Source organism: Limimaricola variabilis (genome assembly GCF_034371605.1).
GTDB classification, from domain to species: Bacteria; Pseudomonadota; Alphaproteobacteria; order Rhodobacterales; family Rhodobacteraceae; genus Limimaricola; species Limimaricola variabilis.
The window spans coordinates 659,584-672,770 of the sequence record NZ_CP139691.1 but is presented as its reverse complement, the minus strand read 5'-3'; the positions used below and the strand labels follow the sequence as shown (position 1 = coordinate 672,770).

At 68.0% G+C, this 13,187-nt stretch carries 11 protein-coding genes; 8 read left to right on the top strand and 3 right to left on the bottom strand.

The window, feature by feature from the left end; all coding sequences use genetic code 11:
- Window positions 1-73: 73 nt before the first annotated feature.
- Entirely contained in the window at window positions 74-1,156 is a 1,083-nt protein-coding gene (gene recA, locus T8T21_RS03300) for a recombinase RecA (RefSeq protein WP_183468983.1), read from the bottom strand.
- Between the two features lie 176 nt (window positions 1,157-1,332).
- Here recA and T8T21_RS03295 point away from each other — a divergent pair, with 176 nt between their 5' ends.
- A complete protein-coding gene (locus T8T21_RS03295; protein ID WP_183468981.1) occupies window positions 1,333-1,929 on the top strand; it encodes a gamma-glutamyl kinase in 597 nt (198 codons plus the stop codon).
- On the opposite strand, the gene T8T21_RS03290 is transcribed toward T8T21_RS03295, so the two are convergent.
- A complete protein-coding gene (locus T8T21_RS03290; protein ID WP_183468979.1) occupies window positions 1,926-4,451 on the bottom strand; it encodes a cation:proton antiporter in 2,526 nt (841 codons plus the stop codon). The genes T8T21_RS03295 and T8T21_RS03290 overlap by 4 nt on opposite strands.
- A gap of 195 nt (window positions 4,452-4,646) precedes the next feature.
- On the opposite strand from T8T21_RS03290, the gene T8T21_RS03285 reads away from it, so the two are divergent.
- The 6 genes from T8T21_RS03285 to T8T21_RS03260 all read left to right on the top strand — a co-directional run bounded on the left by T8T21_RS03285 (window position 4,647) and on the right by T8T21_RS03260 (window position 10,463).
- Entirely contained in the window at window positions 4,647-5,600 is a 954-nt protein-coding gene (locus T8T21_RS03285; protein WP_183468977.1) for a TAXI family TRAP transporter solute-binding subunit, read from the top strand.
- Window positions 5,601-5,703: 103 nt separating this feature from the next.
- A complete protein-coding gene (locus T8T21_RS03280; protein ID WP_183468975.1) occupies window positions 5,704-7,797 on the top strand; it encodes a TRAP transporter permease in 2,094 nt (697 codons plus the stop codon).
- Window positions 7,794-8,147 (top strand): DUF1850 domain-containing protein, encoded by a 354-nt coding sequence (locus tag T8T21_RS03275; RefSeq protein ID WP_322336793.1) that lies wholly within the window; start codon window positions 7,794-7,796, stop codon window positions 8,145-8,147. Before T8T21_RS03280 ends, T8T21_RS03275 begins: the two co-directional genes overlap by 4 nt.
- A 331-nt stretch (window positions 8,148-8,478) precedes the next feature.
- Window positions 8,479-8,943, top strand: coding sequence for a lytic transglycosylase domain-containing protein (locus T8T21_RS03270; protein WP_322336792.1), 465 nt, complete (start codon window positions 8,479-8,481; stop codon window positions 8,941-8,943).
- Between the two features lie 4 nt (window positions 8,944-8,947).
- Window positions 8,948-9,898, top strand: coding sequence for a glutaminase (locus T8T21_RS03265; RefSeq protein ID WP_322336791.1), 951 nt, complete (start codon window positions 8,948-8,950; stop codon window positions 9,896-9,898).
- 73 nt (window positions 9,899-9,971) lie between these two features.
- Window positions 9,972-10,463, top strand: coding sequence for a hypothetical protein (locus T8T21_RS03260; protein ID WP_322336790.1), 492 nt, complete (start codon window positions 9,972-9,974; stop codon window positions 10,461-10,463).
- 93 nt (window positions 10,464-10,556) lie between these two features.
- Here T8T21_RS03260 and ndk read toward each other — a convergent pair whose 3' ends face one another.
- Window positions 10,557-10,979, bottom strand: coding sequence for a nucleoside-diphosphate kinase (gene ndk / locus T8T21_RS03255; protein ID WP_183468965.1), 423 nt, complete (start codon window positions 10,977-10,979; stop codon window positions 10,557-10,559).
- Between the two features lie 276 nt (window positions 10,980-11,255).
- Here ndk and T8T21_RS03250 point away from each other — a divergent pair, with 276 nt between their 5' ends.
- Complete coding sequence (locus T8T21_RS03250) at window positions 11,256-13,103, top strand: ABC-F family ATP-binding cassette domain-containing protein (RefSeq protein WP_322336789.1); 1,848 nt, start codon at window positions 11,256-11,258, stop codon at window positions 13,101-13,103.
- Window positions 13,104-13,187: the final 84 nt, after the last annotated feature.

The window sequence follows — 13,187 nt, the reverse complement described above, 5'->3', positions numbered from 1 at the left end:
CGGGCGCGCGGGCCCCAAACGCGAAGGGCCGGAGCTTGCGCCCCGGCCCTCGCATTGCCCGTCGGGGCATGCATCACATGTCGACGAGATCGTCGTCGCCGCTGCTGCCGTCATCGTCGGACATCACGAATTCCAGGCCATGCGCGGCGCGGATCTTGTCCTCGATCTCGTTGGCGACGGCGGCGTTTTCCTTGAGGAAGGTCTTGGCGTTCTCGCGGCCCTGACCGATCCGCTGGTCGCCATAGGAGAACCAGGCGCCCGACTTGTCGACGACGCCCGCCTTGACGCCGAGATCGAGAAGCTCGCCGGTCTTGGAGATGCCTTCGCCATACATGATGTCGAACTCGACCTGCTTGAACGGCGGTGCGACCTTGTTCTTGACGACCTTCACGCGGGTGGAGTTGCCGACCACCTCGTCGCGATCCTTGATCGCGCCGATGCGGCGGATGTCGAGGCGCACGGAGGCGTAGAATTTCAGCGCGTTGCCGCCGGTCGTCGTCTCGGGCGAGCCGAACATGACGCCGATCTTCATCCGGATCTGGTTGATGAAGATGACCATGCAGTTGGAGCGCGAGATCGAACCGGTGAGCTTGCGCATCGCCTGGGACATCAGGCGGGCATGCACGCCGACCGAGCTGTCGCCCATGTCGCCTTCGAGCTCGCTCTTGGGGGTCAGTGCCGCGACCGAATCGACCACGACCATCGAGACCGCGCCGGAGCGGACCAGCGTGTCGACGATCTCGAGCGCCTGCTCGCCGGTGTCGGGCTGCGAGATCAGCAGCTCGTCGAGATTGACGCCCACCTTCTTGGCGTATTGCGGGTCGAGCGCGTGCTCGGCGTCGACGAAGGCGCAGACGCCGCCCTTCTTCTGCTCCTCGGCGACGGCATGCAGCGTCAGCGTCGTCTTGCCCGAGCTTTCCGGGCCGTAGATCTCGACGATCCGCCCCTTGGGCAGGCCGCCGATGCCCAGCGCGATGTCCAGCCCGAGCGAGCCGGTGGAGGTTGCCTCGATGTCGGGAAACTTGTTTTCCCCGCCGAGCTTCATGATGGAGCCCTTGCCGAACTGCCGTTCGATCTGGGCCAGGGCGCTGTCGAGCGCCTTCTGCCGGTCTGCCGTGCGCTTGTCGCTCATCTGGAGAAGATCTGCCATTGCCATTATTCGCAATCCTTATCCCACACCCGCCACATGGCGGCAATCATCGCGTCGTTCATGTCTTGTTCTTGTCCACCCCATATGAGACCAGAACGGGAACATTGCAAGTGAAAGCTGCGTTCGGTTTTCCTTCATCCGGGTTAATGTATGGTTGACGCGATCACGACACGGAGAGCGTCATGCTGGTCTTCTGGAAAGAGCGACTGATCCTGCTCGCGGTGCCCAAGACGGGTACCACCGCGCTGGAGGGGGCGCTGGCGCCGCGCGCGCAATTCGTGCTGCGCGACCCGCCGCAGATCAAGCACGCGCCGCTCTACCGCGCCCGGCGCTTCGTGGTGCCGCTGATCGAGGCGGCGGGCGGCAGCGGATTCGAAACCGTCGCCGCGGTGCGCGAGCCTGTGGACTGGCTCGGCAGCTGGTGGCGTTACCGGCAGCGCGACGATCTCGTGGGGCATGTCAATTCGACGCGGGGCATCGCTTTCGAGGAATTCGTCGACCAGTATGCGCGCGGCAAGCCCGCCCCCTTCGCCTCGGTCGGCAGCCAGGCGCGCTTCGTCGGCGACGGTGAGGGCAGCATCGGCGTCGATCACCTGTTCCGCTACGAGGCGATGGACCAGCTGATCGGCTTTCTCGAGGAGCGGCTGTCGATGCAGATCGAGCTGCCGCGCCTCAACGTCTCGCCGGAGCATCCGATGGAGCTGCACGACCATGTCGCCGCCAAGCTCCGGCGCAAGCGCGAGCCCGAATTCGCGGTCTGGCAGGCGGCGCGCGGCTAGGCTTCGCTCGCCTGAGGCGCGGCGCCCAGCGCGGCGGCGCGCTCGGGGTCCATGCCACGCTTGATCGCGCTTTCCCGCACCGCCTCGCGCAGCGCCGGGGAGCGCCGCAGCAGCCGCAGGAACCGCGCCTCGTCCAGCTCCAGCAGCACCCCGTGGCTGAGCGCGCGGACCTCGGCCCGGCGTCGCTTCGGGCTCAGGATCGCGAGCTGGCCGAACATCTCGCCGCGACCGAGGCGCAACGTCTGGCCGGCGGTCTCGATCTCCACCGCGCCGGAGGCGATGAAGCTGACAGACCGGGCCGGCGCGTCGCGATGCTGCAGCACTTCACCGGCGGCGACGAAGCGGGTCACCAGCGCCTTGGACAGCCGCTGGCGTACCGCCTTGTCGAGATCGGCAAAGAGCGGGAACTGCTGCACCAGCACGGCCTTCTGCACCGCGAGGTCGAGCCGCGGCCGTGCTTCGGCCTCGGCCCGGCGCGCTTCCAGACCGCTGAGCAGCGTGGCGTGCAGCTCGGGCCCGATCAGCCCGTCATCGCGCAGCGCCGCATATTCGCGCTCCTCGATCCTGAGCGCGGTGCGGCGGATGAAGCGACGCTCCAGCTCTTCGGCATAACCGGGATATTGCAGCCGCAGACCGTCGAGCGCCTGCTCGACATCCTCGCGTCGCCGCCCGATCAGCTCGTGCAGCAACTCGGCGACCCGACGCCCATGGATGCGCCGGATACGGCTGTCGATGAAACCATCGAGATCGCGCAGCACGAGGCCCTGGGTGAGCAGCAACTCGAACCGGTCGGCGGTCAGCCCCGCCAGCGGCCCGGAGATATGCAGACGATTGTGTAGGAAGGCGGCGACGCGGGTCGGCCCGCCCTGCCCGAGGCTTTCGCGCGCGGCACGCCGGTAGCCGGGACGGCCACCCGCCCGCGTCGTCTCGATCAGCCGGTCAGCCTCGGCCAGTGCCCGCTCGGCCTGCCGGTTGGATATCGCGCGCTCACGGAACAATTGGAGAACATGCTCGCGTTCCGCACCGGCAAGGGCGATTAGCCCGAGCGTGATCCGGTCGCGATCCGAGATCGCCTCGCCCTCCTCGGCGCGCGCCACCGCGTCGTCGAGCCGCTCGGCGAAGCTCTTGGCCTCGGAGCGCACCGTCTCGCGGGTCAGCCCGTAATTCTCAGCCGCCTCGGCCACGGTCTCGCGCACGCTCTGCAGGGCGACCGCGACCACCTGCCGCGCCAGCGCCGCGTCGATCGGCGACAGCTTCTCGAGCCCCAGCCGCTTAATCAGCGGCCGGAGCGTGACGCCCTGCACGATCAGGGTGAACAGGGTGAACCCGGTGGCGAGGATGCCGGTCATTCGCCGCACCTCCTCGGGCACCCGCAGGCTTTCGGTCACGGCGAGCGCCAGCGCCAGGGTGATCGCGCCCCGCAGACCGCCCCAAAGGATCGCCACCCGGTAGCTGCGCTCCACCGGCGGCGACAGGCGAAGCCGGGCCAACAGCGGCAGCAGCCCCCACAGGATCAGCGCCCGTGCGCCCAGCGCGGCCAACGTGACGACGGCGACGAGCGCGAAATCGACCGGCTGCGCGCCATCGAGCAGGCGCGGGATCAGCAGCGCCGCCAGCAGGAAGATGAAGGCCCCGGCCCAATGCGCCAGCAGGTCCCAGACCTCGCGCATGTTGGTCCATGCCAGCGGCGAAAGCCGCCCCGGCGCCGCGAGGTTGAGCGTCAGGCCCGCCCCGACCACGCCGATCACGCCGGAGGCGCCGACCAGCTTCTCGGCGACGATATAGGCGAGGTAGGGCAGCGCCACGGAGATCGAGATCTGCGCCAGCGGGAAGCGTCCCAGCCAGCGCATCAGCCGCACCGCGAGCTGCGCCATCGCCCAGCCGGTCAGCCCGCCCGCCCCCAGGAGCCAGGGGAACTGCGCCAGCGCCGGTCCCAGCTCGGGGTTGGGCACGCCACGCATCACGAAACCCATGAACAGGCCGAACAGCGCGATCGCCGCGGCGTCGTTCAAGAGGCTCTCGCCCTCGATGATCCGGCTCAACCGGCGTGGGGCGGCAAGGTTGCGGAAGATCGAGACCACCGCGGAAGGGTCGGTGGTCGAGACGATCGAACCGATCAGCAGGCAGGCCATCAGCGGCAGCACGCCCGTCAGGAACAGCGCGTAGCCCACGGTGAGCGTCGCCACCACGACCGCGACCACCGCCAGCGTCAGGATCGGCACCCAGTCGTCGAGCATCCGCCGCAGGTTCACCCCCAGCGTCACTTGGAACAGCAGCGTTGGCAGGAACACGTAGAGGAACACGTTGGAGCGGATCGGCAGGTTCAGGATCGCCTCCGCCACCGGGTTGAGCGCATCCGTCAGCTGCGTGTTGAGAAAGAAGGTCGCGCCGGCACCCGCCGCGAGGCCGAAACCCGCGAGGATCACGTTGAAGGGCAGCCGCAACCGCGCGGCGAGCGGCTCTCCCAGACCGATCAGCAGGAAGAAGGTGGCGAGGATGACGGTGGCGATGACGATGTCCATGACCGTCCGATACAGCCTTGTCGCGGCGCGGGAAATGGCGCCGCGGCCCGGATCGGCGGCAAAGCGTCGTCATGACGCGCCACCGGCGCGTCCCGGTCAGCTTTCCTGACCAAGCTTCTTGCCAGAGTTCCGCCCCTCATGCAGTCTCGGCACCGGAACGGCGACCGGGGAGGGTCGCCACATCGGGAGGACTACATGACCATCACCACGATTCTGCGCGGCGCCACCGCCGCCGCGGCCCTCATGGCCACGCCGCTTGCCGCCAATGCGCAGGAATTCATTAACATCCTCACCGGGGGCACCTCGGGCGTCTACTACCCGCTCGGCGTCGGCCTCTCGAACATCTATGGCGAGAACATCGAAGGCGCGCGCACGCAGGTGCAGTCGACCAAGGCCAGCGTCGAGAACATGAACCTGCTGCAGGACGGCCGCGGCGAGCTGGCCTTCGCGCTGGGCGACACCGTGGCGATGGCCTGGGACGGCAACGCCGATGCGGGCTTCACCGCGCCGCTCGACCAGATCCGTGGCATCGCGGCGATCTATCCAAACTACATTCAGGTCGTGGCCTCCGCCGAAAGCGGCATCACCGATTTCGAGGGTCTGAAGGGCAAGGGCCTGTCGGTCGGCGCGCCCGCATCGGGCACCGAGCTCAACGCCCGCGCCATCTTCGGCGCGATGGGGATGAGCTATGACGATCTGGGCAAGACCGAGTACCTGCCCTTCGCGGAATCGGTGGAGCTGATCAAGAACCGTCAGCTCGACGCGACCTTGCAGTCGGCCGGCCTGGGCGTGGCCTCGATCCGCGACCTCGCCTCCTCGATCGACATCAACGTCGTGGCGATCCCGGCCGAAGCCGCCGAAAGCCTCGGCGCGCCCTATATCGCCGCCACCATCCCGGCGGGCACCTATGACGGCCAGGAAGAGGACGTGCCCACCGTCGCGGTGTCGAACTACCTCGTCACCCATGCCGGCGTGTCCGACGATCTGGCCTACCAGATGACCAAGCTGCTCTACGAGAACCTCGACACGCTCGAGGCCAACCACATGGCCGCCGCCGACATCAAGATCGAGAACGCGCTCGACGGCATGCCGATCCCGCTGCACCCGGGCGCCGAGCGCTACTACCGCGAGCAGGGCATGATCGACTGATCGGACCCGACGGGGCCCTTGCGCCCTGCCCGACCTGTTCCCGACCGCGCCCCGCCATCCCTCGGATGACGGGGCGTTTCGCTCAAGACGAGAGGCCCGCCCCATGACCGCGCAAACCGACCCGCTCACCGAGATCCCCGCCGAGGCGGGCGGACCCGATCACCACATCTCGGCCTTTCCGCCGGGGCTGACCGGGCGGCTTCTGTTCTGGATCGCGGTCGCCTTCTCGACCTACCAGATCGTGACGGCGGCGCATCTCGTCGACCTGCCGAGCCAGGTGACACGGGCGCTGCATGTCGGCTTCCTGATGCTGATGACCTTTCCGCTGGTCGCCGCCGCGCGCGGGCGCGGCGCGGCGTTCAAGACAGTGGCCTGGGCCTTCGCGCTGGCGGGCGTGGCGGTCGCGCTCTACCAGTGGTGGCAGTATGAGCCGCTGATCCTGCGCGCTGGGCGGCCCTTGCCGATGGATCTCTTCTTCGGGGTCGTGGCGCTCGTCACCGTCTTTGCCGCGGCGCTGGTGCTGATGGGCCCGGCGCTGCCGATCATCTCGGGGCTGTTCCTCGCCTATACCTTCCTCGGCCGGCAGCTGCCGCCGCCGCTGATCCATCGCGGCTATGATTTCGAACAGATCATCGACCACATGGCCTATGGCACCGAAGGGATCTACGGCATCCCGATCTACGTGTCGTCGACCTACATCTTCCTGTTCATCCTGTTCGGCGCCTTCCTCGAGAAGGCCGGGATGATCCGGCTCTTCACCGATGTGGCGCTCGGCCTGTTCGGTCACCGCCAAGGTGGCGCCGCCAAGGTCGCGGTGGTGTCGTCGGGCCTGATGGGCACCATCTCCGGCTCCGGCGTGGCCAACGTCGTCACCACCGGCCAGTTCACGATTCCCCTCATGAAGCGCTTTGGTTACCGCGCGGCCTTCGCGGGCGGCGTGGAGAGCACCGCCTCGATGGGCGGGCAGATCATGCCGCCGGTGATGGGCGCGGTCGCCTTCATCATGGCCGAGACGCTGGGCGTCGCCTATGTCGAGGTGGTCAAGGCCGCCATCGTGCCCGCCATCCTCTACTTCGTCTCCGCTTTCTGGATGGTGCATCTCGAGGCCGGCAAGCACGGGCTGCGCGGCCTGTCCAAGGCCGAGCTGCCCTCGGCCCTCGCGGCGATCAAGAAGAACTGGATGCTGATCGTGCCGCTGGGCATCCTCGTCTGGCTGCTGTTCGCGGGCTACACGCCGCTCTTCGCGGGCACCGTCGGCCTCGGCCTCACCGTGCTGCTGATCCTCGGCGGCTCGATCGCTCTGGGCCTGCCCAACGCAGTTCTGCGCGCCATCGTCTGGGTCGGCCTCGGCCTCGTGGCGGCGGCCTTCCTGCAATGGGGGATCGAGGTGCTGGTCGCGGCGATCCTCGTGCTGATCGCCATCTGCCTGTTCTTCCGCGGCGGGCGCGAGACGCTGATCCTGTGCCGCGACAGCCTCGCAGACGGGGCGCGCACCGCCCTGCCGGTCGGCGTGGCCTGCGCGCTGGTGGGCGTGATCATCGGCGCGATGACCCTAACGGGTGCTGCCAACACTTTCGGCCAGTTCATCGTGGCCGTGGGTCAGGACAACCTCTTCCTCAGCCTCGTGCTGACCATGATCACCTGCCTGCTCCTCGGCATGGGGATCCCGACCATCCCGAACTACATCATCACCTCCTCGATCGCGGGACCGGCGCTGCTTGCGCTGGGCGTGCCGCTGATCGTCAGCCACATGTTCGTCTTCTACTTCGGCATTCTCGCCGACCTCACCCCGCCGGTGGCGCTGGCTTGCTTCGCCGCCTCGCCGATCGCGCGCGAGAGCGGGCTGAAGATCTCGATCGAGGCGATCAAGGTCGCGGCGGCCGGCTTCGTCATCCCCTTCATGGCGGTATATTCGCCGGCGCTGATGCTGCAGGCGGGCGGACCGCTGGCCGAGGCGATCGGCTACTGGCCCGCCGTCGCCTGGATCGTGACCAAGTCGCTTCTGTCGATCGGCCTGTGGGGCGCGGCAGTGATCGGCTGGGTCGGGCGGCCGCTGCCGAGCTGGCTCCGGGCGTTGGCCATGATCGCGGCCTTCACGCTGGTCGCGGCCTGGCCGATCACCGACTGGATCGGCCTCGCGCTCGCGCTGCTGGTGGGGCTGCTGATCCGGCGCCGGCCGGTCGCTGCCGCGGCATGAGCGCCTGCCTGATGGTCGGGGTGGCGGCGCTTGGCCTCGCCACCGGCGCGTTCGAGCTGTCCTGGACCCATTCGGTCGAGAAGGTCGAGTGGCGCGAGCGCTGGCGCGTCGAGCGCGACGCGCTGGAGCTCGTCGAAGCGCGCGTCCGCGGATCGGGCGCGGGCATGGAGCCGGGGCCTGACGCTGTGCTGCGGGACGGCTGGTGGGTCTGGAGCCCCGGCCTCGTCGTCCCGTCACTCTCGCTGGCCGCCTCGGGCGCGACCGGCGCGGGCTGGCAACTCTGCGCGGACGGGCAGTGTCGCGAACTGGCCACGCAGGCCGGCGATCCGGTGACCCTCACGCCCTGTTGAGGGACCTGTGATCACGTAAAGCGGTTGGATTGGCGGAAGGTCGCCCAAACGGTGTCGCTTTCTCGCCCGGCCGCTGTCGCCTTGCGCGTGCAGGCTTGAAGAATCGCAACGGCCGGAGTGAAGCAGCCCGTCAGAGGCGGCACATGCAACGCCGCAACTAAGGAACGCGACATGCCGAGCAACCAGAACCAGAAAGACGCCCCTGCCCAGAACCGCAAGGACGGCCAGACCCCCGAGCCGCTGTTCCGCGACTTCGCCGCGATCTGAGCGCAAAGCTTTCAAGGCGCGGCGCGGCGGGCTAGAGAGACATCGACACCGACGGAGTGACCCGATGCATCTCGACCGCCGCGCCGCCCTTCTGGGTTTCGTCGCGCTTGCCGCTTGCGGCCGCCGCCAACCCGCCACCCCCGATCTCTACCCGAACGAGTCGCCGCAGATCCGGCGACTGATCAACGCCTATGCCGACGCCTACAAGGTGCCGCGCGATCTGGTGCATCGGGTGGTAAAGCGCGAAAGCTCCTACAACCCCCGCGCCCGCAACGGCTCCTATTACGGGCTGATGCAGATCAGCCCCGAGACCGCGCGCACCATGGGCCATCGCGGCCCGGCCGAGGAACTGCTCGATGCCGACACCAACCTGCGCTACGCGGTGAAATACCTGCGCGGCGCTTGGATCGTCGCCAACGGCAACCGCGACAAGGCGGTGAAATGGTACTCGCAAGGCTACTACTACGAAGCCCGCAACCGTTGCCTGCTGGTCGAAACCGGCCTGCGCGACAGCGAAGTGAAGTGCTGAGCCGGTGAGCGTCACCGATCCTGAGCGACTGCGCGAGATCGTTGAGGAGATCTGCGACGCGATGACCGCCGAGACCGAGCGGGGCCGCGTCGCCGACTACATCCCCCAGCTTGCCGATGTCGATCCGGATCAATTCGCGCTCGCGCTGGTGCTGCCCGATGGAGCGGTGATCGCGGACGGCGACGCCGACACCCGCTTCTCGATCCAGTCGGTCTCCAAGGTCTTCGCTCTGGCGGTGGCGCTGGGCCGGGTCGGCGACGCCTTGTGGAACCGCGTGGGGCGCGAGCCCTCGGGCGATCCGTTCAACTCCATCGTCCAGCTTGAGCACGAGCGCGGCATCCCCCGCAATCCTTTCATCAACGCCGGCGCCATCGCGGTGACCGACGCGATCCTCGCCCGGTCGGAGCCGCGCGAGGCGCTGGGCCAGATCCTGCAATTCGTACGGTTCCTCGCGGGCGATGACGACATCGCCATCGACCCGGCGGTGGCCAAGTCCGAGACCGCCAGCGGCTGGCGCAACGCGGCTCTGGCCAACTTCATGCGCGATTTCGGCACGATCCAGCGCCACCCGGACAAGGTGCTGGGCACTTATTTCCACCAATGCGCCATCGCCATGACCGCCCGCCAGCTCGCCCATGCGGGGCGGTTCCTGGCCTTTGACGGCAGCCTCAGCCCCGGCGGGTCGCGCGCCATCGCGCCGCGCATGGCCCGCCAGATCAACGCCTTGATGCTGACCTGCGGTCATTACGACGGCTCGGGCGAATTCGCCTTCCGCGTCGGGCTTCCGGGCAAGAGCGGCGTCGGCGGCGGCATCCTCGCCGTGGCGCCGGGCCGCGCGGCGATCGCCTGCTGGTCGCCGGGGCTCAACGCGGTGGGCAACTCGCATCTCGCCTCGATCGCGCTGGAGATGCTCGCCGACCGCACCGGCTGGTCCGTCTTCGCCGCCAACTCATGACGCAAACGTTGTTTCGGCACCGGAGCCGGGGCCTGTAACCTTTCCCTGATCATAATATTTTCAGCGAGTTACAATGAGACAGCATTTCATCATCTCGGCCGCGGCCGTGGCGCTTTCTTCCACGGCGGCGCTGGCCGAGCCTATCGCCTTCGAGGCGACCCTCGCGCCGACCGACGAAATCCGGATGGAGTTCGGCGACGACAGCAAGCATTTCCTGCTCATGGTCCGGCGCGAAGGCGAGGCCACGGGGGACGGCATGTTCGACGGCGCGCGCGTGGTCGAGCATGGCTATCACGACATCATGCCCCCCTCGGGCGGCGACCCGCAGGGCTATCTGGAGGTCACGACCGATGCGGGTGACATCGCCTATCTGAAATGGATCGTCCGGGCGGTATTTGTGAAGGGCGAGGAAGGCCCCCGGCTCATCGATTACGGCCATTGGGAGATGGTATCGGGCACCGGCGCGCTGGCGGGCATGACCGGCGTCGGCACCTTGCAGATCAAGCCCGCCTCGGAGACCGAGCGGACATTCGTGATCGAGGGCGAGATCGGCGAGGCGCCCTGAGCGACCGCACTGCGCCGCGCAATCAGGCTAATCCCCAAAGAAAAAGGCCCGCGCTCTCGCGCGGGCCTTTCCGTCAGGTCACGAAGCTTCGGCTCAGCCGACCAGCTCGAGGCCCGAGAAGAAGAAGGCGATCTCTTCCTTGGCGGTCTCGGGGGCGTCCGAGCCGTGCACCGAGTTCTCGCCGACCGACTCGGCGAACTCGGCACGGATGGTGCCGGCAGCGGCGTCGGCCGGGTTGGTCGCGCCCATCACTTCGCGGTTCTTGGCGATCGCGCCTTCACCTTCGAGGACCTGAACGACGACCGGGCCGGAGGCCATGAACTCGGTCAGTTCGCCGAAGAAGGGACGCTCGCGGTGCACGTCGTAGAACTTGCCGGCCTGCTCCTGGGTGAGCTGGATCCGCTTCTGGGCGATGATGCGCAGGCCCGCATCTTCGAACTTGGCGTTGATCTTGCCGGTCAGGTTGCGCTTGGTGGCGTCGGGCTTGATGATCGAGAGCGTGCGTTCGGTGGCCATGATGTCCCTCATTTGAACGGGTTGCGTCGGGAGGCGCGACACGCACCCCCGGTCGCCGCGCGACCTAGCATGCGGGACGCGGGCTGAAAAGACGCAAGCCGCCCGAAGGCCCTGGCGGCATGCCCGGCCCCGCCGTTGGCAAATGCGTATTTGCGGAATGGTGAAGGACGATCGCGCGCCTCTTTTCTTCACCATTCCACAAATACGCGGGCGCCACGCCTGGGCCCGAGCGCCCGCCCCGTTGACCTCGCACGGCGCTTCGGGCAAGGCCCGTCCATGTTGCGCATCACAGACATCTCCTATTCGGTCGAGGGCCGTCCGCTCCTCGAACATACCTCCGCCGTGATCCCGGCCGGCCACAAGGTCGGCGTCGTGGGTCGCAACGGCACGGGGAAAACCACGCTGTTCAAGCTGATCCGTGGCGAGCTGTCGCTCGACACCGGCGAGATCGAACTGCTTAAGGGCGCCCGGATCGGCGGCGTGGCGCAGGAGGTGCCGGGCAACGAAGTGTCGCTGATCGACACCGTGCTCGCAGCCGATACCGAGCGCGCGGCGCTGATGGCCGAGGAATCGACCGATCCCGCCCGCATCGCCGAAATCCAGACCAGGCTCGCCGATATCGACGCCTGGTCGGCCGAGGCACGCGCCGCCACCATTTTGCGCGGCTTGGGCTTCACCCATGAAGAGCAGCTCATGCCCTGCTCCGCCTTCTCGGGCGGCTGGCGGATGCGCGTGGCGCTCGCGGCGGTGCTGTTCTCCGAGCCCGACCTGCTGCTTCTGGACGAGCCGACCAACTATCTCGACCTCGAAGGCGCGCTCTGGCTCGAAAGCTACCTCGTGCGCTACCCGCACACGGTGCTGATCGTCTCCCACGACCGCGAGCTCCTGAACCGCTCGGTGGGTGGCATCCTGCATCTCGAGAACCGTCAGCTCACCTACTGGACCGGCGGCTACGACCAGTTCGCCAAGGCCCGCGCAGCGCAGCGCGCCGTGCAGGTCGCGGCGGCCAAGAAGCAGGAGGCGCAGCGCGCCCACCTGCAAAGCTTCGTCGACCGCTTTAAGGCCAAGGCCTCCAAGGCCAAGCAGGCCCAGAGCCGGGTCAAGATGCTCGAGAAGATGGAAACCATCCGCGTACCCGAGGATGCGGCGCGCACCGTCTTCACCTTCCCCGAGCCCGAGGAGCTGTCGCCGCCGATCATCGCCACCGAGGGGGTGAGCGTCGGCTATGACGGCAAGGCGGTCCTGTCCAAGCTCGACCTCAGGATCGACCAGGACGACCGCATCGCGCTCCTGGGCCGCAACGGCGAAGGCAAGTCGACGCTGTCGAAGCTGTTGTCGGACCGGCTCGCGCCGATGGGCGGCAAGATCATCCGCTCCAACAAGCTGCGGATCGGCTTCTTCGCGCAGCACCAGGTCGACGAACTGCGCGTCGAGGAGACGCCGCTGCAGCATATCCAGCGCGCCCTGCCCGACGTGGCGCCGCCCAAGCTCCGGGCGCGGCTCGCGGGCTTCGGCCTCGGCGCGGCGCAGGCCGAAACCGAGGTAGGCCGCCTTTCAGGCGGTCAGAAGGCGCGTCTGTCGCTGCTGCTGGCCACGCTCGACGCGCCGCATCTGCTGATCCTCGACGAGCCGACCAACCACCTCGACATCGAGAGCCGCGAAGCGCTGGTCGAGGCGCTGACCGCCTATAGCGGCGCGGTGATCCTGGTGAGCCACGACATGCACCTGCTGTCGATGGTCGCCGACCGGCTTTGGCTGGTGAAGGACGGCCGCGTCACCGCCTATGACGAGGATCTCGAAGCCTATCGCAAGATGCTGCTCTCGGGTGAAAAGCCCGCCGAGAAGCCCAAGGCCGAGAAGCCCAAGGCGCCGAAACCCTCGCGTGATGCGATCCTCGCGCTGCGCTCGGAGGCCCGCAAGGCCGAGGAGCGGGTGAACAAGATCAACGAGATGCGCGACAAGCTCGCCAAGAAGCTCGCCGATCCCGCGCTCTACGAGGACGGCCGCAAGGGCGAGCTCGAGACCTGGAACAAGAAATACGCCGAGGCGATGGAAGCGCTGAGGCGGGCCGAAGCGCTCTGGATGGCCGCGCTCGAGAAACTGGAGGCGGCGGAGGCGGTCTGAGCCGCCGCGCCGTCGCGCGCAAAAGCGCCCGCAGGCGTCGCGTCATGCCCCGCCCGGGGCTTGCCCCGCCGCGGGGCCGCCTTC

Excerpts from the sequence above, each read along its gene's own strand:
- recA (WP_183468983.1), bottom strand. The coding sequence starts at position 1,156 with ATGGCAATGGCAGATCTTCTCCAGATGAGCGACAAGCGCACGGCAGAC.
- T8T21_RS03295 (WP_183468981.1), top strand. The coding sequence starts at position 1,333 with ATGCTGGTCTTCTGGAAAGAGCGACTGATCCTGCTCGCGGTGCCCAAG.
- T8T21_RS03290 (WP_183468979.1), bottom strand. The coding sequence starts at position 4,451 with ATGGACATCGTCATCGCCACCGTCATCCTCGCCACCTTCTTCCTGCTG.
- T8T21_RS03285 (WP_183468977.1), top strand. The coding sequence starts at position 4,647 with ATGACCATCACCACGATTCTGCGCGGCGCCACCGCCGCCGCGGCCCTC.
- T8T21_RS03280 (WP_183468975.1), top strand. The coding sequence starts at position 5,704 with ATGACCGCGCAAACCGACCCGCTCACCGAGATCCCCGCCGAGGCGGGC.
- T8T21_RS03275 (WP_322336793.1), top strand. The coding sequence starts at position 7,794 with ATGAGCGCCTGCCTGATGGTCGGGGTGGCGGCGCTTGGCCTCGCCACC.
- T8T21_RS03270 (WP_322336792.1), top strand. The coding sequence starts at position 8,479 with ATGCATCTCGACCGCCGCGCCGCCCTTCTGGGTTTCGTCGCGCTTGCC.
- T8T21_RS03260 (WP_322336790.1), top strand. The coding sequence starts at position 9,972 with ATGAGACAGCATTTCATCATCTCGGCCGCGGCCGTGGCGCTTTCTTCC.
- ndk (WP_183468965.1), bottom strand. The coding sequence starts at position 10,979 with ATGGCCACCGAACGCACGCTCTCGATCATCAAGCCCGACGCCACCAAG.
- T8T21_RS03250 (WP_322336789.1), top strand. The coding sequence starts at position 11,256 with ATGTTGCGCATCACAGACATCTCCTATTCGGTCGAGGGCCGTCCGCTC.